This is a genomic window from Polyangium sp. 6x1 (assembly GCF_029946515.1).
Classification (GTDB): domain Bacteria; phylum Myxococcota_A; class Polyangia; order Polyangiales; family Polyangiaceae; genus Polyangium.
In genome coordinates, this window is record NZ_JARZHH010000036.1 from 31296 (window position 1) to 49504 (window position 18209).

Sequence of the window (18209 nt, forward strand, 5' to 3'; positions counted from 1 at the left end):
ACGCGCGGCAGCGGCAAGGCAACGCGCTTCGAGGGGCGCGTCGCGAGGGACGGCTAGAGCGGAATGTTGCCGTGCTTCTTCGGCGGGTTCTTGTCGCGCTTGTCACGCAAAAGCTCGAGCGCGCGATCGAGGCGGATGCGGAGCGTCCTCGGGTGGATCACCTCGTCGATGAAGCCGAGCTCCGCGGCCTTGTAGGGGTTCGCGAACTTCGCCTTGTACTCCTCGACGAACCGCGCGCGCGCCGCCGCCGGATCCGACGCCGACTGGATCTCCTTGCGGTAGACGATGTTCACCGCGCCGTCCGGCCCCATGACCGCGATCTCCGCCGTCGGGAACGCGAGGTTGTAGTCCGCGCGGATGTGCTTCGAGGCCATCACGTCGTACGCGCCGCCGTAGGCCTTGCGCGTGATCACCGTGATCTTCGGGACCGTCGCCTCGGCGAACGCGTAGAGCAGCTTCGCGCCGTGCGTGATGATGCCGCCGTACTCCTGATCGGTCCCGGGCAAGAAGCCGGGGACGTCGACGAACGTGACGAGCGGGATGTTGAAGCAGTCGCAGAACCGCACGAAGCGCGCGCCCTTGATGCTCGCGCGGATGTCGAGGCAGCCCGCGAGCACGTTCGGCTGGTTCGCCACGACGCCCACCGTCCGGCCGCCGACGCGCGCGAAGCCGCACACGATGTTCTGCGCGTACTTCTCGTGCACCTCGTAGAGGTAGCCGTCGTCGACGACCGCGCGGACGACGCTCTTGATGTCGTACGGCTTCGAAGATTCGCTCGGCACCATGCTGTCGAGCTCCGGCACCTCGCGATCCGTGGGATCGGTCGAGGGCCGTCGAGGCGGATCCTCGGTATTGTTGGAGGGCAAAAAGGAGAGCAGCTCCCGCACGCGCGCGATCGCCGCGCGATCGTCGGGCGCCGTCAGGTGGCAGACGCCGCTCTTCACCGCGTGCGCCGAGGCGCCGCCGAGGTCCTCCTTGGTCACGTCCTCGTTCGTCACCGTCTTGATGACCTCGGGGCCCGTGATGAACATGTAGCTCGTCCCCTCGACCATCAGGACGAAGTCCGTGATCGCCGGCGAGTACACGGCGCCGCCCGCGCACGGGCCCATGATGGCGCTGATCTGCGGCACGACGCCGCTCGCCAAGGTGTTGCGCAGGAAGATGTCCGCGTAGCCCGCGAGCGACTCGACGCCCTCCTGGATCCGCGCTCCGCCGGAATCGTTGAGCCCGATCACGGGCGCCCCGATCCTCATCGCGAGATCCATCACCTTGCAGATCTTCTGCGCGTAGGCCCCCGAGAGCGATCCGCCGATCACGGTGAAGTCCTGCGCGAACACGCAGACCTTGCGACCGTCGACGAGCCCCCAGCCGGTCACCACGCCGTCGCCGAGGACCTTCGTCTTGTCCATGTCGAAGTCGTTGCAACGGTGCACGACGAACCGGTCGAGCTCGACGAAGGATCCAGGGTCGAGCAAGAGCTCGACGCGCTCGCGTGCAGTGAGCTTGCCAGCCTCGTGTTGCTTGGCGACGCGCGCCGCGCCGCCCCCCTCGAGGGCGCGGCGGTTCATGTCGTCGAGTCGTTCGATCGCGTCTTTCGCGCGGGAGCTCTGTTGTTCGGACATCGCGCGGAGCCCCTACCATGGGCACGCGCGCGCCGCCTCCCCCCGCCGCCCGCCGGCCGAACGGGCGTTGCGCTGGGCGCCCCACCAAGTACGATTTCCTGGCCCGAGCGAGCCCGCGCCTGCGCGGTGACGAGAAGAGCGACGGAAAACAGAAGAGGGGGGCCGCGCTCGCCTCGGGCACACAACGCATGAAGCCCGCCCCGATCTGCGAGGCTGGCGCGTCGGCACCGCCGAGCGCCAAAGACGACGCAACCCCGTTCGAGGAGACGGAGCCCATCGCGCCCGCGCTGCCCGACGGAGGCGCGCGCTACCGCATCGTCGAGCGCCTCGGCAGCGGTGGCACGGGCGTCGTCTACGCCGCCGAGGACCACGCCGCGAGCCGCCTCGTCGCGCTGAAGACACGCAAGGACGACGACGACGATCCGCACGGTAGCCAAGGCCTCTTCCTCCACGAAGCGCGCGTCGCCGCGCAGCTCGAGCACCCCAACATCGTCCCCGTCTACGACGTCGGCCGTCTGCCCGACGGCCGGCCCTTCTACACGATGCGCATCGTCAAGCAGCAGAGCTTGCACGACGTGCTCACGCAGCCCGAGCTGCACCCGAACTGGCCACTCGTGCGCCTCGTCTCCGCGTTCGTGCAGGTCTCGCGCGCCCTCGCCTACGCGCACCGCCGCGGCGTCGTGCATCGCGACATCAAGCCGGAGAACATCCTGCTCGGCGACGAAGGCGAGGTGTACCTGAGCGACTGGGGCAACGCGCGCATGCTCACCGGCATCGAGCCCACCTCGCCGCTCTCGCTCCCGGACGACGATCCCTTCTTCATCCGCGGCGAAGGCGGCTACCCGAGCGGTTTGTCCGGGACCCCGGGCTACATCGCCCCCGAGCAGATCCGCGGCGAGCGCGCGAAGATCGATCACCGCGCCGACATCTTCGCGCTCGGCGTCGTGCTCTACGAGATGCTCACGGGCGAGCACCCGTTCGACGCGCCCACCGTGCTCGGCGTGATCCTCGCGACGCAGACGCGGGATCCGAGGCCGCCGCGCACGGTCACGCCGAGCTGTCCGCTCGTGCTCGAGGACCTCTGCCTCGCCATGCTCTCGAAGGATCCCTGGAAGAGGCCCGACTCCGCCGCGCGCGTCGCCGACGGGGCCGAGGCCTTCCTCGAAGGCGCGAAGGAGCGAGATCGCCGCCGCGCCGAGGCGCGATGGCTCTGCGGGCTCGCGCGCGAGCCGGCCCAGCGCGACAAGACCCTTCGCCTCGAACGCGCGCAGCTCGACGCCGAGGCGCGGCGCCTGCGCGCCGACGTGAAGAGCTACGATCCGATCGATCGCAAGCGCCCCGCGTGGGCGGCCGAAGATCGCGCCGCCGCCGTCGAGCGCGAGCAGGCGCGCGCCATGGCCGAGGCGATCGACCTCTACACGAAGGCGCTCGCGTACGATCCCGAGCTCGAAGAGGCGCGCTCGGGCCTCGCGGATCTCTACTGGGCGCGCGCCGTCGCCGCCGACGCCGAGCGCCGCCACGCGAGCCGCATCTACTACGAGGCCCTCGTCTCCGAGTTCGACGTCGGCAGCTACGCCGCGCTCCTCCGCTCCGACGCGTGCCTCGTGATCGAGACGAACCCGCCCGGCGCGCGCGTCCTCGCCTATCGCTACGTCGAAAAGGATCGTGTCCTCGTCCCGAGCGAAGAGCGCTACCTCGGCCGCACGCCCATCACCGAGGTCCGCCTCTCGCCGGGCAGCTACCTGCTCGTGCTTCGCCGCCCCGGCTTCCGCGACGTCCGTTACCCCGTCCTGCTCCGACGCGGTGAGCGCCACGAGGCCACGGTCAACCTCTACACCGACGAGGAGATCGGCGAGGGCTTCATCTACATCCCCGGCGGCTCGTACATCGCGGGCGGCGACGACGACGCGCCCGACGCGATCGGCCGCGCCGAGCCCTTCGTCGCCGACTTCGCGATCTCGCGCTTCCCCGTCACCTTCCGGCAGTACTGTGACTTCCTCGACCGCATCGAGGATCGCTCCCACGCGCTCGCGCTCATGCGCGCCCCGCGCGACTTCCGCGGCACGGAGGGGTACGTCGTGCGGCGCGGCAAGCACGGCCAGTGGGAGCCCGTGCCCGGCCTCATCGAAGGCGATGCGCGCAAGCAGTTCCCTCACGAAGAGGGGCACCTCCTCGACGTGCCCGTCCTGCTCGTCGACTGGTTCGACGCCGCCGCCTATTGCGCGTTCCACACCGAGCACGAGGGCTTCGAGATGCGTTTGCCCACGGAGCTCGAGTGGGAGAAGGCCGCGCGCGGCACCGACGGCCGCATCCATCCCTGGGGCGATCCGTTCGACCCCACCTTCTGCCTCATGCGCGCCTCGCGCCCCTACCTCCCGCAACCCGAGCCCGTCGGCACCTTCCCGCTCGACGAATCTCCGTACGGCGTGCGTGACATGGCCGGCGGCGTGCGCGAGTGGGTCGGCGACGTGCACGGCGAGCGCACGTGGTCCGAGACCAGCACCGAGCCCGAGCCCGTCGCCGGCGCGGTGCGCGACGCCTCCGAGTGGCGTGTCATCCGCTCAGGCGGCTGGTCGACCACGCACGAGTACACGCGCAGCGCCGCGCGCACGCGCTTCTTCGCGCTCACGCGCGCCACGCACCTGGGCTTCCGCGTCGCGCACGATCTGCCGCGCCGACGCTCGGGCTGAGGTTCGTCCTTCCGAACCCTACTGCGATCCCGCGTCGCCCGCGCCGCCGTCCGCGCCTTCTTGCCCGGGCGGCGTGTATCCGGGCAGCCCCCAAGGCCCCGGATCTTTGCCTTCGAAGGGCTTCACGCCCTCGGGCAGCTTCACCTTCGCGAGCGCCGCGTCGTCGATCTCCACGGCGAACTTCTTCCGGAGCTCCGCTTCGAGCGCCTTCTCGCGCTCCTGCATCTTCTGCTGCAGGAGCTTCACGCGGATCGATCGATCCGCCTCCTGGAGCGTCCGGCTGTGCCCCGCCGTGATGCCGTTCATCCGCACCACGTAGAACCGCCCGTCGGCCTCCACGATCTCGTCGAGCACCGACCCGACGCTGCCGATCTTGAACACCGCGCCGCGGATCGACTCGGGGATCTTCGGGTTCTTGCCGCGCGGATCGTCGAGCGCGCCGACCACGCCGAGATCCCCCGCGAGATCGAGCGACGCGCTCGGATCCTTCGTCTTCGGCGCCGTCACCGAGTGCTTGTAGAAGAGCTCGCCCCACTCGGCCGCCGTCTTGATCTTCGTCGCGTCCTTCAGCACGCGCTCTGCCGCCTTCTTGTCGGACAGCACGATCGCCGCGACGCGACGCCGCTCCGGCTCGCGAAACTCCTCCGCGTGCGCCTCGTAGTACGCGCGCACCTCGGCCGCGGGGATCTCGCCTGGCGCGGGCAAGCCTTTCCGCGCGTCGGCGAGGATCGCGTCGCGCAGGATCTGCCGGATCGCCTCTTCCGTTTCGGGCTGCTTGTCGAGCCCGCGGCGCCGCGCCTCGGCGGCGAGCAGCTCCACGTCGATGATCTCGTCGAGCAGCTCTTTTCGGCGCTCTTTCGTCTGGTAGCGGAGCCTGTCGAACTGATCCATCCGCTCGAGCGTCGCGGCGAAGTCGCCGAGCGTGATCAACCGATCGCCGACCTTCGCCAGTGTCCGCGTGGCCTGCTCTTGCGAGAGCCCGGCCGCGGGCGCCGCTGCGTCCGCTGCGGGCGGCGCCACGGCCTTGTCGTTACAGCCCGCGGAGAGCGCGACGATTGCCGCGACGAACAGGGACGATTGCGCGCGCCTCACCAGCATCGAGCGGCCGGTCTAGCACTTCTTCGATGCGGTTGGGGGGCGGTTCTGCGAGGTCTCCGCGCGGCAGCTTGCCGCTTCTCCGGCCTTTTCCGGACCCGCGCGGACGAGCCCGCCGAGGCCCCGGGGTCGGTCTCGCCGAACGACGCGTTGCGGACGAGGCGAACCGGGGCTACGAGACCCGCGTGACCCGCGACGCTGACCGCGACGACTCGACCCTCCCTCCTCCGCCGAGCCCGGCCCCCGGCCTCAAATATCGCCGCATCGTCCTCAAGATCAGCGGCGAAGCCCTGTGCGGCGAGGGCAACTTCGGCATCGACCAAGGCACGCTCCAGCGCGTCGCCGCCGAGATCGCAGAGCTCTCCTCGCTCGGCGTGCAGATCGGCATCGTCGTCGGCGGCGGCAACATCTTCCGCGGCTTGAAGGGCGCGAGCGCCGGCATGGATCGCTCCCAGAGCGACTACATGGGCATGCTCGCGACCGTCATCAACTCGCTCGCGCTCCAGGACGCGCTCGAAAAGCACGGCGTCCCCACGCGCGTGATGACGGCGATCGAAATTCGCCAGGTCGCGGAGCCGTACATCCGTCGCCGCGCCATGCGACACCTGGAGAAGGGCAGCGTGGTCATCTTCGCGGCTGGCACGGGCAACCCGTTCTTCTCGACGGACACGGCCGCGGCGCTTCGGGCCATGGAGATCCAGGCGCAGGCGCTCTTCAAGGCCACCAAGGTCGAGGGCATCTACGACCGCGATCCGGCGCGCCACGAGGACGCGCAGATGTTCACGAAGCTCTCGTACGACCGCTTCCTCGTCGACCGGATCGGCGTGATGGACTCGACCGCCGTCACGCTCTGCCGTGAGAACAAGCTCCCCATCCGCGTCTTCAAGTTGACGACGCGCGGGAACATCCTGCGCGTCTGCAAAGGCGAAAACATCGGCACCGTCGTCGAGGCGTGATCCTGGCGTCCCCGACGGAGAGTCGTCGGGGAACGCAAGTTGCGCCTTTGCCCGAGGACGGCTAACCTCCCGAGTCCCACCTATGGCACGCGTCACCGTCGAAGATTGCCTCGAGCGCGAAGAGAACCGCTTCGCCCTCGTCGTCCTGGCCTCGAACCGCACCCGGCAGCTCATGAAGGGCGCCGAGCCTCTGCTGAAGACGAGGAACAAGCCCGCTGTGACCAGCTTGCGCGAGATCGCGGCTGGCAAGGTGCACTTCCACCGGAACTCCTCCGAAGTCGTGTACGAGTGGCTCCGCCACCAGCACGCCCTCGACCGCTGATCGCGTCGCCGGGCAGCCCCGGACATGTCTTCTCCTCCGAGCAAACGCCCCGAGCGCATGCGCACGCGTGCACGGCGTGATCTCGAGCTCGAGGCTGGCACCTCGGCTCATTACGAAGACCCCGCCTACTACACCAAGACCTACCGCTCGCGGCTCGACGACGTCCGCTTTTACGCGGACTACGCGGCGGAGCACGGCGGCCCTGTGCTCGAGTACGGCTGCGGCAACGGGCGCATCACGCTCCCGATCGCGCGGCTCGGCCTCGACGTCACGGGCGTCGATCTCTCCAGCGAGATGCTCTCCGACCTGCGCGCGCGTCTCCGCGACGAGCCTGCGGACGTGCGCGCGCGTGTCACCACGAAGCGCGGCGACATGCGGGCGGTCCGCCTTGGCCGGCGCTTCCCGCTCGTCTTTTGCCCCTTCAACGCCTTCCTGCACCTCTACACGCGGGTCGACGTCGAGCGCTTCCTCGCGCGTGTGCGCGAGCATCTCGCGCCGCGCGGCGAGCTCGTCTTCGACGTCTCGATCCCGCAGCCCGAGGAGCTCGCGCGTGATCCTGCGCGTGCCTACGCGGCGCCGCGCTTCAAGTATCCGACGCCTGACGGCAAGGGCATGCCGGTTCGGTATACCGAGCGCTTCGACTACGACCCGATCCGCCAGGTCTTGTTCGTCGCGATGGAGTTTTCGCCGGTCTCGGGCGAAGAGCCCTGGATGACGCCGCTCGCGCACCGGCAGTTCTACCCGCGCGAACTCGAAGCGCTCCTCCACTACAACGGCTTCGAGATCCTCGACACGTGGGGCGACTTCGACCGATCGCCCCCGACCCGCGAGTCGATCACGCTGCTCCTACGCGCCCGCGCCCGCCGCTGATCAAGCAGCCGCAATCACGGCTCCCGCCACGAACCCGCGAGGGTTTCGCATGGAGAGCCGTTTCAGCCTGAACCCGCGGGGGGTGTGAGGGGCAGAGGAAGGACAGCAAAGCAGTCCGACCGGCGCCCCCCACCGGTACATCGGCGTTTTCTAAACGCCGATGTACAACCTATGCGCGAAATTGCGCTCGAGCTTCGCCCGCAGCACCTTCTCGGCTGCGGTCTCGATGTCGTACTCGACTCGTTTGAACTCGAAGCGTTTCACTTCGCTGTCGTAGATCGTGTAGCTCGCGCGGTTGTCGTAGTCGCGCGGCTGGCCGACCGATCCGACGCTCACGATGTACTTCCTGTTCGGGTCGAGCGTGAAGTCGACCGCAGGCAGCTCTTCCACGGTCGTCGGCGTCAGCGCGAAGACCTTGCAGAGGTGCGAGTGGCCGATGAGGGTCAGATGCCCGAGCTCGCTGTACATCGGCAGGCATTCGCGCGCTTGCTCCGGCGCGAAGATGTACTCGAACTCCTCGAGGCGAACCGGTGAGCCGTGGCAGAGGTCGACGCCGATATCCGTCAACTTCTCCTGGTACGGCAGGTTTTTGAGCCAGGCGGCGTTCTCGGCTGAGAGCATCGACGCGTGGGTGTCGAGGGCCTGACGAGCGGCCTCGTAGTAATACGAGTAGTCCATTCGTCCGGCGACGGCCGCGTCATGATTCCCGAGGATCGTTTTTTTGGCGATCTTCCGGACCAGATCGGCGCATTCGTTCGGGGATCCGCCATAGCCTACCGTGTCGCCCAGACAGTAGTAGACGTCGATGCGCTCGCGCCGGTACGCCTCCAGCACAGCACTGAGCGCCTCGTAGTTGGCATGCGTGTCGCTGAAGACTCCAATCCGCATGTGCGTGAGGACCGGAGGGTAGCATGAGGCACCTACCGTTACGGTAGTATTTTCGCAGAAAAAAATTTTCGCTCGGATCGGCCTTTTTTAAAGGGTTTCGTCGCAAAAAACGTTGCCCATCGTTAGAGAACGAACACCAAGATCCAGCGTGTTCTCGCGCTTCGCGAGCGCAGTTCGAGCGCTCGTGGACCCTGCGCTGAAAAGATGGAAGGAAAGCTCGCGTGACAGGGACGAACGGGAAAAGCAACGGCAAAACCAACGGTCACGCGATCCCATCGGCGACCACGCAAGGCGCGAGCGAACGTTCGAGCACGAACATCCGGCCGCCGCCGCGCGCGGTTCAGGACCTCGCGGACTCGTGCGTTCGATTCGTCGAACGCTCCATCGGCTTCAAGCTCGACTTCGAGCCAGAGACCTTGCCCGTGCTCGATCACTACATCGAGAAGGCACGCGAAGAGACGCGCGAGCGCAAGGAGGCGCGCCCGCTCCTCGCGCAGGCCGTCGGCGCCTACCTCGGCGAGATCGCGCGCCGCAAATTCCAGGGCTTCTGGCGCCTCGAAGACGAACACGATCCGCGCTCGTGGCGCGTCGAGCTCGAGCCCGTCTACCTGATCCTGCGACCCATCGAGCTCGCCACGCGCGCGCTCGATCTGCCCCCCACGCCCCCGCGTGACGCGTCGCCGATCCAGGCGCGCAAGGCGGACGACGAGGACGAGGACGACGAGGACGACGAGAGCGAGGGCGCAGAGGCGGCCGCAGAGAGCGAGGCGACGCCGGACGAGATGGTCGCCCCCGATCCCACGGATGACCTCGGCCCCGCGCTTCTCGAGCTCGACGAGGACGACCGAGCGGCCGTCGCCGAGCGGCTCGCCTTGCTCCCGCCCGTCTCCGACGCCGAGTATCACGCCCCGTCGACGCACCTGGAGGTCGTCGAGATCATCGTCGAGACCATCCGCGCCCGCCGCATGGCCGCGGGCATGGAAGCCGACGCGCAGCTCGAGCCCGACGACTACTCCTGAACACGCGTCGTCCTCGCGGGCGCGGCGCGACGCGGCTCGATCCAAAGGATGCGGAGCGAGGGCCGCCCCTCGTGATAATGTCGCTCCACCGTGTGGTGGGTTCTATCTGCGCTCCTCGCGCTGATCGTCTGGGCGCTCTGGTACATCCTCAAGCTGCCGCTCTGGCTGCCGATCGTAGGCACGGTGCTCATCGTGCTCGCCTCGGTCGTGCGGCTCCTCTGGACCCGGATTCGGGCGAGCCGCGCCGCCTCCGCGCTCGAGCGCGCCATCGCGCAGCAAGGCGCGCAGCAGGCGCTCAACGCGCGACCTGAGCGTCGCGCCGAGATCCAGGAGCTGCAGAAGCAGGTCCAGGGCGGCATCAACGCCCTCAAGACCTCGAAGCTCGGCAAGAACAAGAAGGGCGGCGCCGCCGCGCTCTACTCGCTGCCCTGGTACGTGATCATCGGCCCTCCGGGCGCCGGCAAGACGACCGCGCTGAAGCACTCCGGCCTCGTCTTCCCCTTCGCCGATCCTCGCGGCGGCGGCGTCCGCGGCGTCGGCGGCACCCGCAACTGCGACTGGTGGTTCACGAACGAGGCGATCCTGCTCGACACCGCGGGTCGCTACACGACGGAGGGCGACGACCACGACGAGTGGATCTCGTTCCTCCAGATGCTCAAGCGCTACCGCAGCCGCAAGCCGATCAACGGCGTGCTCGTGGCCATCAGCATCGCCGAGCTCATCGACGCCTCCGAGCAGCAGATCGAGTCGACCGGCAAGAAGCTACGCGCCCGTATCGACGAGGTCATGACCCAGCTCCAGATGGTCGTGCCCGTCTACGTGCTCTTCACGAAGTGCGACCTCATCGCCGGCTTCATCGAGTTCTTCGGCGACATCCGCAAGAGCGACCGCGCGCAGGCCTGGGGCGCCACGGTCAAGCTCACCGAGAACAAGTCGAACCCCCAGCAGCTCTTCGAGCGCGAGTTCGACACGCTCGTCCAGAAGGTCCACGCCCGCTCGCTGAAGCGCCTCGCGCAGGAGCGAAACCGCGAGGCGCGCGAGCGCATCTACCAGTTCCCGCTCGAGTTCGCGGGCATCAAGCGCAACCTCACCGAGCTCGTGCAGACGATCTTCGCGGTGAACGCCTTCCAGGGCACGCCGCTCTTCCGCGGCTTCTACTTCACGAGCGGCACGCAGGAAGGTCGTCCGCTCGATCGCGTGCTCGCGCGCATGGGCCACGCGATGGGCATCCGCCCGCCGGAGACCGCGGCGCAGCAGGTCACGGAGTCGAAGAGCTACTTCCTCCACGACGTCTTCATGAACGTCGTCTTCCCCGACGGCGACGTCGCCTCGCGCAGCGCGGCCGAGATCAAGCGGCAGAGGATCATGCGCATCGCCGTCAGCGCCGCAGCGTTCACGCTCGGCCTGATCCTCTCGATCCCGAGCATCCGCTCCTTCGCCCAGAACCGCGAGCTCATGTTCACCACGCAGGAGCGCGTGGAGAACGCGATGAAGATCAACTGGGGCGAAGGCGAGCCGGGCCCGAAGCTCGAGCAGCTCGATCCCGTCTTCAACCGCCTGAAGGAGCTCGACGAGTTCCGCTCGAACCTGCCGCTCAGCTACGGCTGGGGCATGTACCGCGGCGACGAGATCTACCGCCCCACGGTCACCGCGTACGTCGCGCTCCTGCAGACCGGCTTCGTGCTCCCTTGCAAAGGCAAGCTCGAGGCGCGCCTGAAGGCTGCGAAGGGCAAGCAGTACCTGCGCGAGCGCACGGACCTGAAGACGTACCTGATGATGAGCGACGTCGGGAACCTCGACGTCGACTGGGAGACGGGACGGCTCACGGGCCTCTGGGCCGAGATCCTGAAGGCCACGAACAGCACGATGCCGGAGTACGAGCTCAAGGAGCGGCTCGCCAAGCACGTGCGGTACTACCTGGAGCTCGTCAAAGAGAAGAAGGTCCTGCCGCTGCCCGCGGACAAGGACCTCGTCGACAGCGTCCGCAAAACGCTGCAAGCCGTCCCCGTCCAGGACCGTTACTACGAGCTCTTCGTCAACAGCCTGAACGACGAGCGGTACGACGAGGCCGGCGACGATCGCAAAGAGAACCGCAAGTACCCGCCGATCAGCCTCGCCGACCTCTTCGTCGATCGCCCGAACACGACGAAGTCCATCCAGAGCGCCCGGTACCAGAAGGACAAACGCTTCAAGGAAGTCGAGGGGCCCTACACGGACAAGGGTCACTACATCGTGGTCCTCAACGTCGCGAACGCCGAGGCGCTCCTGCTCAGCGAGCAGTGGGTGGCGCCGCTCGGGCCCGACGAGGCGGTCGACAAGATCCCGACGAACCTGAAGCGCCTCTCCGAGGACTACGACCAGCGCTACATCGAGCAGTGGAGCGACTTCCTCGCCGACATCACGATCCCGCCGCCGTCGACCGTGAAAGAGGCGCTCGACCTCTACAACATCCTGCTCAACACGCCCTACCCGTACCTGCAGATCCTGCGCGCGGTCGAGGACCACACGCAGTGGAAGAAGTACAAGAAGGGCGACGGTCCGAGCGTGAACAAGGACGAGTTGAACAAGATGTTCAACACGAAGCTCCAGCAACAGTTCTCGCAGAAGACCGGCGGCCTGCGCATCACGACGAACGTCGACGTCACGAAGATGGGCGAGCGCCCGAGCACGGTGCCGCCCTCGTTCGCGGGCCTCATCTCGTTCGGCGTGCCGCCCGAGAACACGCGCCCGGGTCAGCCGATCACGGACACGCCGCTCCAGAAGTACCTCGACAGCCTCACGGAGCTGCGTCGCGTGATGCAGGACATCCCGACGCCGCCCACGTCGACGGACATGATCAACCTGAGCGAGCAGCTCTCGGATGTGGCGAAGAAGGTCGAAGCCTTCCTGCAGCCGCTCGACGAGAAGGCCAAGGCTCTCCTGCGGCCGCTGCTCCTGAACCCGCTCCGGATCTCGGGCACGCGCATCGCCGCCGTCGGCGGCGGCAACTACGTCGACAAGCCCAAGGATCGGTTCCCGAACCCGTTCCGGCGGTAACCGTCGCAGCTACGCGAGGACGCGCTGCATCTCCAGCGCGTCCTCGTCGTTGTCCGCGTAGTACTTCTCCCGCACCCCCGACACCACGAAGCCGAACTTCTCGTAGAGCCGGATCGCAGGCTCGTTCGAGCGTCGCACCTCGAGCAGCACGAGCCGCACGCCATTCTCCGCCGCGAACGCGAGCGCCGCCTCCACGAGCACCGCGCCGATCCCGCGCCGCCGGAGCTCCGGCGTCGTCGCCACGTTGAGCACGTGAAGCTCGTCCACGACGTGCCACGCGACGAGGAACCCGAGCGCGCGCGACGCCTCCCCCGGCGCTCCGCCCCGCGCGACCCACACACGCGCCCAGGGCCGTTCGAGCTCGTCTACCGGCGAGAACGACGGCCCTGCGAACGCCGCGCGCGCGATCGCCTCGAGCGCCTCCGCGTCCTCGACCTCGCGCGTGGCGCGCGCCACCGACACCTCGAGACGCTCGCTCACTTGGGCACTTCCGTCGGGCAACCGCTCACGATCTGCACCTGCTTCACCTGCCCGCCCTGAAGCCGCTCGCAAGCCTTGCCGAGCAGCCGCACGATCCACGGCGGCTTCCACATCCATCCGTCGGGATCGTTGTACGGCAGGACCTCATCGTCCAGGTACACGTTCGTCATGCCCTCCTCCTCCGGCGGATCCACGATCGCGAACTCGCACGTCACCGCGACCGCCGCGATCTCCGCGAGCACGCCGCCGAGCGATCCGAGCTCGCTCACCGGGTAGTAAAACGGCGCGGTGTCCTTCGGCGATCCGCCCGCGATCGCCATCGCGTCGAGCACGCCCGCGTACGCCTCGCTGCCCGGGATCCCGACGACGAACACCTCGAGCCCTCCCGCGCGAAGCGCCTCGATCGCGGCCACCGTCGCGGGCTCGTCCACGCAGAACGTTGGACCCCAAATCTGTCCAGGCGCGCAGCAGTTCGTCCCCGTGGACAGACATGCCTCGTCGCCCTCCACGTTCGGCTGACAGGACTCGCTCCCGCACGACGCCGATTCGTTGCAGTTCGGACCACCGTCCGTCGCGAGGATCACGTACGTCTTGCCTTCGAGCGCGAGCAGCGTCGGCGTCAGCGCTTCGAGCGTCGGCGAGATCGGCGTGCCTCCGACGGGATTCGTCGCGGTCGTGAGGCGGATCCCGGTGGTCGTGGGCCCGTCCTCGCCCGTGATCGGATCGCCCTGCGTGACGGGAAAGACCTGCTTGCCCGCCGCGCATTGATCCTGCGTCGAACCATGCGCCGGCAGGATCGCCGCGCCCACCTTCACGAGGGGCCCGAGCTTGCGCACGAGACCCACGACCGCGGCCCGCACCGCGTCGTACCGCGTCCCTCCGGGCGCGGGCGCGTTCATGCTCCCCGAGGCGTCGAGCACGAAGTAGAGGTTCGGCGCGTCGACGATCGTCTGGTGCAGCTCGTTGCCGCAGTACCCACCCGCGTCGGGCGCCGGCGGACCGCCTCCACCGACTCCGTCGAACCCGCCTTCGCCGCCCGCATCGGCCACGGGTCGCGGCGGTCGCGGCGGCAAGTCATCGCTCGTCGACCCACACCCTCCGATCGCCGACGCGACCCCCCACGCGCCGAGCAACACGAACGACGCCACGATCCCCCGAGCCGAACGAAGCGCGTGATGGTCCATCACACCCGATCGTAGCAGGACCGGGCCACGCGCTCTCGATCGTCAGGGCTCGCGATAGAACCGCGGGACGCGCCGCGAGATGCTCGTCAGCACCTCCCACGGGATCGTGCCCGTCGTCTCGGCGATCTCCTCCGCCGTGATGACATCACGCCCGAGCGCGCCCTCTTGCTGCCCGAGGAACACGACCTCGTCGCCGATGCGCGCGCCCGGGATCTCCGTCACGTCGAGCATCGTCAGATCCATCGACATCGTGCCCACCATCGGCACGCGCCGACCGCGCACGAGCGCGTGACCACGATTCGAAAGCTTCCGATCGAGGCCGTCCGCGTATCCCATCGGCACGGTCGCGATCACGCTGCGCCGCGGAGCCCGCCACGTGTACCCGTAGCCGATCGGCTGATCTGCTTCGACCGTCCGCAGCGCGACGACCTCCGTCCGCACGCGGATCACCGGCTTGAGCTCCGGCGCGAGGCCGGGCACCGGCGACACGCCGAAGAGCGCGACCCCGGGCCGCACCGCATCGAAGCGCGCCTCCGAGAGCCGCATCGCGCCCGCGCTGTTCGACGCGTGCACGAACCGCGGCGAGAATCCGCGCGCCCGCACGCGGCCTCGCGCCTCCGCGAACCGCGCGAGCTGCTCCATCGTCGGCCCGAGATCGTCGCCGTCCGCGCACGCGAGGTGCGTCATCAGCCCGTCGAGCTGCACCTCCGGCCGACCGTCGAACGCGTCGAGCACATCGTCGAGCTCCGACATCGTCACGCCGAGCCGCCCCATGCCCGTGTCCACCTTCAGGTGCACGCGCACGGGCCGACCTTCGTTCTCGTAGCGCGCGAGCGTCGCGATGCGCTCGATCTGCCCGGCGTCGTAAACGACCGGCACGAGATCCCGCGCGAGGATCTCCTCGAGCCCCTCGCGCCGCGGCCCGTAGTAGCCGCCCATCACCAGGATCGGCACACGGATCCCCGCGTCCCGCAGCTCGATCGCCTCTTCGAGCAGGGCCACGCACAGGCCCGGCATCCCGGCTCGTTCGAGCGTACGCGCGACGGCCGCCGAGCCGTGCCCGTATGCGTCGGCCTTGAGCACGCCCCAGATCGCCGGCTTCGTCGTGCCGTCGCCGAACATCTTCTCGAGGACGCGGTAGTTGTGCCGCAAGTGCGCGAGGTTCACCTCGGCGCGCGTCGGCCTCACGGCGTCTGCGGGTGCGGCCCTGCGCGGCTTCAACACCCGAATTCCACCCCGCCCCCCCTCATGGGGAGCCACCCCGTCCTCGTATGCGGGCAGCGACGTCATCTCGTTTGCCGATACCCATACGCCTGGCAAAACGTCAAGATTCCGGGGCTTTTTGCCGCGGCGCGCCCGTGCTCAGAAGCACTTGCGCATGCAGCGCTTGTACTGCCCCGTGCATCCGCGCTCGCACGTCGCCGTCGTGCAGGCCGCCTTGCACTCGTTCCACGTCGTCTCACATCCCGCGGCGCAGGCCGATCCGGGCGGCGCCGTCGATGCGTCCGCCGCTGCGTCCGTCGACGCGTCCGCCCCGGGCCCCGAGGTCCCCGCGTCCACCGCGAGCATCATCGGCGGCGGCGCGAGCGCGGTCGTCGGCTCGGGCACGGCGGACGCTGCGCGCGGCTCCTCCGTACCGAGGTCCGACGTCTCGGCTTCGGTCGCGCCGTTCAGCTGCTTCATGCGCAGCTTCGCGTACTCCACGCGATCACGCGTCTGTCCGAACGTGTAGAACTTCGTCCACTCCTCCCAGCACGCCTTCCGGATCGTGGGCTTGACGTGCTTCTCCATGTCGAGCGCCATGCAGTGCTCGAACCGCACGTCGCCCTCGTACACGGCGTTGATGCTCGCGCCGCAGGAGGCCGTCACGAGCACGAAGGCCGCGGCGACACCGAGACGCACCCGCGTGATCGCCCTGGGCAGAGGCGCTCGGGGTCGTGACGGCGTGGGCGCTCGCGGCATCGACCGCGAGTCTACCGCGAAGGTGGTCTTCCGCAGACGACCTCGACCGCGCGAGAAAACTTCGCGATCTCGTTTGAACTTCGTGCCGACATGGCCTACCTTCCCGCCCTCCCTACAGGAGCGGCCGTCCATCGCGCCGCACAAGACGAGGAAGTCGGCTCATGTTCCTGATGCTCTCGAAGGGTCCTCGGAAGACCAACCGCAGCAAGTCGAAGCGCCACCGCGCGAAGTTGAAGGCGAAGAACAAGGGTCGCCGCAACCGCATCTACCAGCGCGGGTAAGCTTCCGGGCTCTTGCCCAAAAGCCAACGGCCGAAGACGTCTCCCCGGAGACCTTCGGCCGTTCGGCATTTTGTCGTCACGGAACACGAACGCCCCGGCCCCTCGCGCGCGAGCGTCGCGAGAGAACCGAGGCGTTGAGTGCGTTGGGTGATCTCGCGAGACGCGAGGGTTACGGACCACCCTTGCGCAGCTCGGTGAGAACGAGCTTCGCGACCGCCTTCAGCGTGTCGAACACGCCGACGCCGGTTCGCGCGACGCCTTCGAAGTCAGGGACGTTCATCGGGTTGAGCTTCTCGCGAAGCTCCTCGACGGTGGCGACCTCGGGCAGATCCCGCTTGTTGTACTGGATGACGTACGGGATCTTCTCGAGCTTGTAGCCCTGCTCTTCGAGGTTCGTCTTCAGGTTCTCGACGGACTCCTCGTTCGCCTCCATGCGGTCGATCTGCGAGTCGGCCACGAACACGACGCCGTCGACGCCCTTCAAGATGAGCTTGCGGCTCGCGTCGTAGAAGACCTGACCGGGCACCGTGTAGAGGTGGAACCGCGTCTTGAACCCGCGGATTTCGCCGAGCGCGAGCGGCAGGAAGTCGAAGAAGAGCGTGCGATCCGTCTCGGTCGCGAGCGAGATCATCTTCCCCTTCGCGTCGGGGTTCGTGCGCTCGTAGATGTACTGCAAGTTCGTCGTCTTCCCGCACAAACCCGGGCCGTAATAGACGATCTTGCAGTTGATCTCGCGCGCCATGTAGTTGATGAAGCTCATCGCGCGCGCTCCTAGTCGTTGAAGAGGTTGTCGATGTCTTCGTCGGTGATCTCGGCGAACGGAGAGTCGGCGCCGGGATCCGCGACCTTCTTCAAGAGCGCCTCGAAGATGTTGTTCAGCTCCTCGCTCGCCCGGCGAACGCGCAACCGCACGAGGCCGAGGCTGGACTTGGAGTCGAAGATCACCACGAGGATGACGCGGTTGCCGACGAGCTGGATGTGGATGTTCGCCTTCTCGCCCTCGTGGAACTGAGTTGCGAACTCGTTCTCCTTGAGGAGCTTCGCCATCCCGCCGGTAGCCGCGATGTTGCCGGCCGTCAGCGACGCGAGCGACGTGGTGTCGAGGTTGTCCACGTCGCCGCTCGCAGCGATCAGCTGCCCGTTCTTGTCAACGATGAAAACGACCTTCGCATTGGCGTCCTTGACGAGGCGATCCACGACATTCTGGATCTGATTGAACTCCTCCTCGTACATCACCATCTGAGGATTGACCATCGTTCCTCCGCCAGCGCTTCCGCGATGGGGTCTTCGTCTCGTTGCCTAGAGTGCTTTCGTTCCGCCGGATCCGCCGGAGGGCCCCGTCCCCAAATGACGGCGCGGGAGAGCCACCCTCGCGCACCCGCTCGAGCTTTCGCACGGGCGCACATTCGACGCGTGCAGCGATGGTTCTATCCGAAGCAGGCGTCGCGGAGCAAGGTGGCCTTTTGGAACGAACGCGCAGATTCCTGCCCGACCCCTCCGCGAGCGCCAAACCCGGAGCCCCTCCGCACCATGGCCACCGCGAGGATCGCGAAGCCTGGTAATGTGGATGACCACCCCACCCCACGCAGGTCGAGCGTTTCCCGCGACAACTCACAAAAACGCGGTGAAAAAGCCTGCTGCCACACAGCGGGATCTACCTGCGGCCGCACGGTCGTGAAGCTTGCTTTGCAGGCCACCTCATCCCCTTGACCAGCCGGTCATGGCACGGGATAGCCCGTCATGGCTCGTGAACGTGGCGCTCTTCTGGATCGCGCGACCCGCGCAAAGGCACGGTTCGCCCTCG

15 protein-coding genes are annotated in these 18209 nt (G+C 67.9%); 6 read left to right on the plus strand and 9 right to left on the minus strand.

Translation table 11 applies throughout. From position 1 onward, the window contains the following. Positions 1-53 precede the first annotated feature (53 nt). Complete coding sequence (locus tag QHF85_RS29275; RefSeq protein WP_281330648.1) at positions 54-1622, minus strand: acyl-CoA carboxylase subunit beta; 1569 nt, start codon at positions 1620-1622, stop codon at positions 54-56. Positions 1623-1639: 17 nt separating this feature from the next. Here QHF85_RS29275 and QHF85_RS29280 point away from each other — a divergent pair, with 17 nt between their 5' ends. Continuing rightward, on the plus strand, positions 1640-4312 hold the full coding sequence (locus QHF85_RS29280) for a bifunctional serine/threonine-protein kinase/formylglycine-generating enzyme family protein (protein WP_281330649.1): 2673 nt from the start codon (positions 1640-1642) through the stop codon (positions 4310-4312). Between the two features lie 18 nt (positions 4313-4330). Here the strand turns inward: QHF85_RS29280 and QHF85_RS29285 are convergent, their stop codons facing one another. Beyond that, on the minus strand, positions 4331-5410 hold the full coding sequence (locus tag QHF85_RS29285; protein WP_281330650.1) for a peptidylprolyl isomerase: 1080 nt from the start codon (positions 5408-5410) through the stop codon (positions 4331-4333). A 260-nt stretch (positions 5411-5670) separates the two neighbouring features. Here QHF85_RS29285 and pyrH point away from each other — a divergent pair, with 260 nt between their 5' ends. The 3 genes from pyrH to QHF85_RS29300 all read left to right on the plus strand — a co-directional run bounded on the left by pyrH (position 5671) and on the right by QHF85_RS29300 (position 7555). Next, positions 5671-6363, plus strand: coding sequence for a UMP kinase (pyrH, locus tag QHF85_RS29290; RefSeq protein ID WP_348652771.1), 693 nt, complete (start codon positions 5671-5673; stop codon positions 6361-6363). Between the two features lie 82 nt (positions 6364-6445). After that, on the plus strand, positions 6446-6685 hold the full coding sequence (gene rpoZ / locus QHF85_RS29295) for a DNA-directed RNA polymerase subunit omega (protein WP_136930313.1): 240 nt from the start codon (positions 6446-6448) through the stop codon (positions 6683-6685). Between the two features lie 57 nt (positions 6686-6742). Continuing rightward, entirely contained in the window at positions 6743-7555 is an 813-nt protein-coding gene (locus tag QHF85_RS29300; RefSeq protein WP_281330652.1) for a class I SAM-dependent methyltransferase, read from the plus strand. Between the two features lie 150 nt (positions 7556-7705). On the opposite strand, the gene QHF85_RS29305 is transcribed toward QHF85_RS29300, so the two are convergent. Continuing rightward, positions 7706-8443 carry a metallophosphoesterase gene (locus QHF85_RS29305; RefSeq protein ID WP_271927457.1) on the minus strand — a complete coding sequence of 246 codons (738 nt, stop codon included), beginning with the start codon at positions 8441-8443 and terminating at the stop codon, positions 7706-7708. A gap of 221 nt (positions 8444-8664) precedes the next feature. Here QHF85_RS29305 and QHF85_RS29310 point away from each other — a divergent pair, with 221 nt between their 5' ends. After that, positions 8665-9462, plus strand: coding sequence for a hypothetical protein (locus tag QHF85_RS29310; RefSeq protein ID WP_281330653.1), 798 nt, complete (start codon positions 8665-8667; stop codon positions 9460-9462). A 90-nt stretch (positions 9463-9552) separates the two neighbouring features. Beyond that, positions 9553-12498 (plus strand): type VI secretion system membrane subunit TssM, encoded by a 2946-nt coding sequence (tssM, locus tag QHF85_RS29315; protein WP_281330654.1) that lies wholly within the window; start codon positions 9553-9555, stop codon positions 12496-12498. A gap of 9 nt (positions 12499-12507) precedes the next feature. On the opposite strand, the gene rimI is transcribed toward tssM, so the two are convergent. The 6 genes from rimI to QHF85_RS29345 form a co-directional block, all read right to left on the minus strand. Then, on the minus strand, positions 12508-13089 hold the full coding sequence (gene rimI, locus QHF85_RS29320) for a ribosomal protein S18-alanine N-acetyltransferase (RefSeq protein ID WP_348652772.1): 582 nt from the start codon (positions 13087-13089) through the stop codon (positions 12508-12510). Further along, positions 12975-14162: a VWA domain-containing protein gene (locus QHF85_RS29325; protein ID WP_281330656.1), complete on the minus strand. Its 1188-nt coding sequence runs from the start codon at positions 14160-14162 to the stop codon at positions 12975-12977. Before QHF85_RS29325 ends, rimI begins: the two co-directional genes overlap by 115 nt. A 42-nt stretch (positions 14163-14204) precedes the next feature. Next, positions 14205-15350, minus strand: coding sequence for an alanine racemase (gene alr, locus QHF85_RS29330; RefSeq protein WP_281330657.1), 1146 nt, complete (start codon positions 15348-15350; stop codon positions 14205-14207). Between the two features lie 174 nt (positions 15351-15524). Further along, complete coding sequence (locus QHF85_RS29335; protein ID WP_281330658.1) at positions 15525-16064, minus strand: hypothetical protein; 540 nt, start codon at positions 16062-16064, stop codon at positions 15525-15527. A 510-nt stretch (positions 16065-16574) separates the two neighbouring features. Beyond that, a complete protein-coding gene (locus tag QHF85_RS29340; protein ID WP_281330659.1) occupies positions 16575-17165 on the minus strand; it encodes an ADP-ribosylation factor-like protein in 591 nt (196 codons plus the stop codon). Positions 17166-17176: 11 nt separating this feature from the next. After that, positions 17177-17659 carry a roadblock/LC7 domain-containing protein gene (locus QHF85_RS29345; RefSeq protein ID WP_136930304.1) on the minus strand — a complete coding sequence of 161 codons (483 nt, stop codon included), beginning with the start codon at positions 17657-17659 and terminating at the stop codon, positions 17177-17179. Between the last annotated feature and the right edge of the window lie 550 nt (positions 17660-18209).

Bases quoted from the DNA above. Each gene is read 5' to 3' on its own strand.
- QHF85_RS29275 (WP_281330648.1), bottom strand. From the start codon at position 1,622: ATGTCCGAACAACAGAGCTCCCGCGCGAAAGACGCGATCGAACGACTC.
- QHF85_RS29280 (WP_281330649.1), top strand. From the start codon at position 1,640: ATGGGCACGCGCGCGCCGCCTCCCCCCGCCGCCCGCCGGCCGAACGGG.
- QHF85_RS29285 (WP_281330650.1), bottom strand. From the start codon at position 5,410: ATGCTGGTGAGGCGCGCGCAATCGTCCCTGTTCGTCGCGGCAATCGTC.
- rpoZ (WP_136930313.1), top strand. From the start codon at position 6,446: ATGGCACGCGTCACCGTCGAAGATTGCCTCGAGCGCGAAGAGAACCGC.
- QHF85_RS29300 (WP_281330652.1), top strand. From the start codon at position 6,743: ATGCGCACGCGTGCACGGCGTGATCTCGAGCTCGAGGCTGGCACCTCG.
- QHF85_RS29305 (WP_271927457.1), bottom strand. From the start codon at position 8,443: ATGCGGATTGGAGTCTTCAGCGACACGCATGCCAACTACGAGGCGCTC.
- QHF85_RS29325 (WP_281330656.1), bottom strand. From the start codon at position 14,162: ATGGACCATCACGCGCTTCGTTCGGCTCGGGGGATCGTGGCGTCGTTC.
- QHF85_RS29340 (WP_281330659.1), bottom strand. From the start codon at position 17,165: ATGAGCTTCATCAACTACATGGCGCGCGAGATCAACTGCAAGATCGTC.
- QHF85_RS29345 (WP_136930304.1), bottom strand. From the start codon at position 17,659: ATGGTCAATCCTCAGATGGTGATGTACGAGGAGGAGTTCAATCAGATC.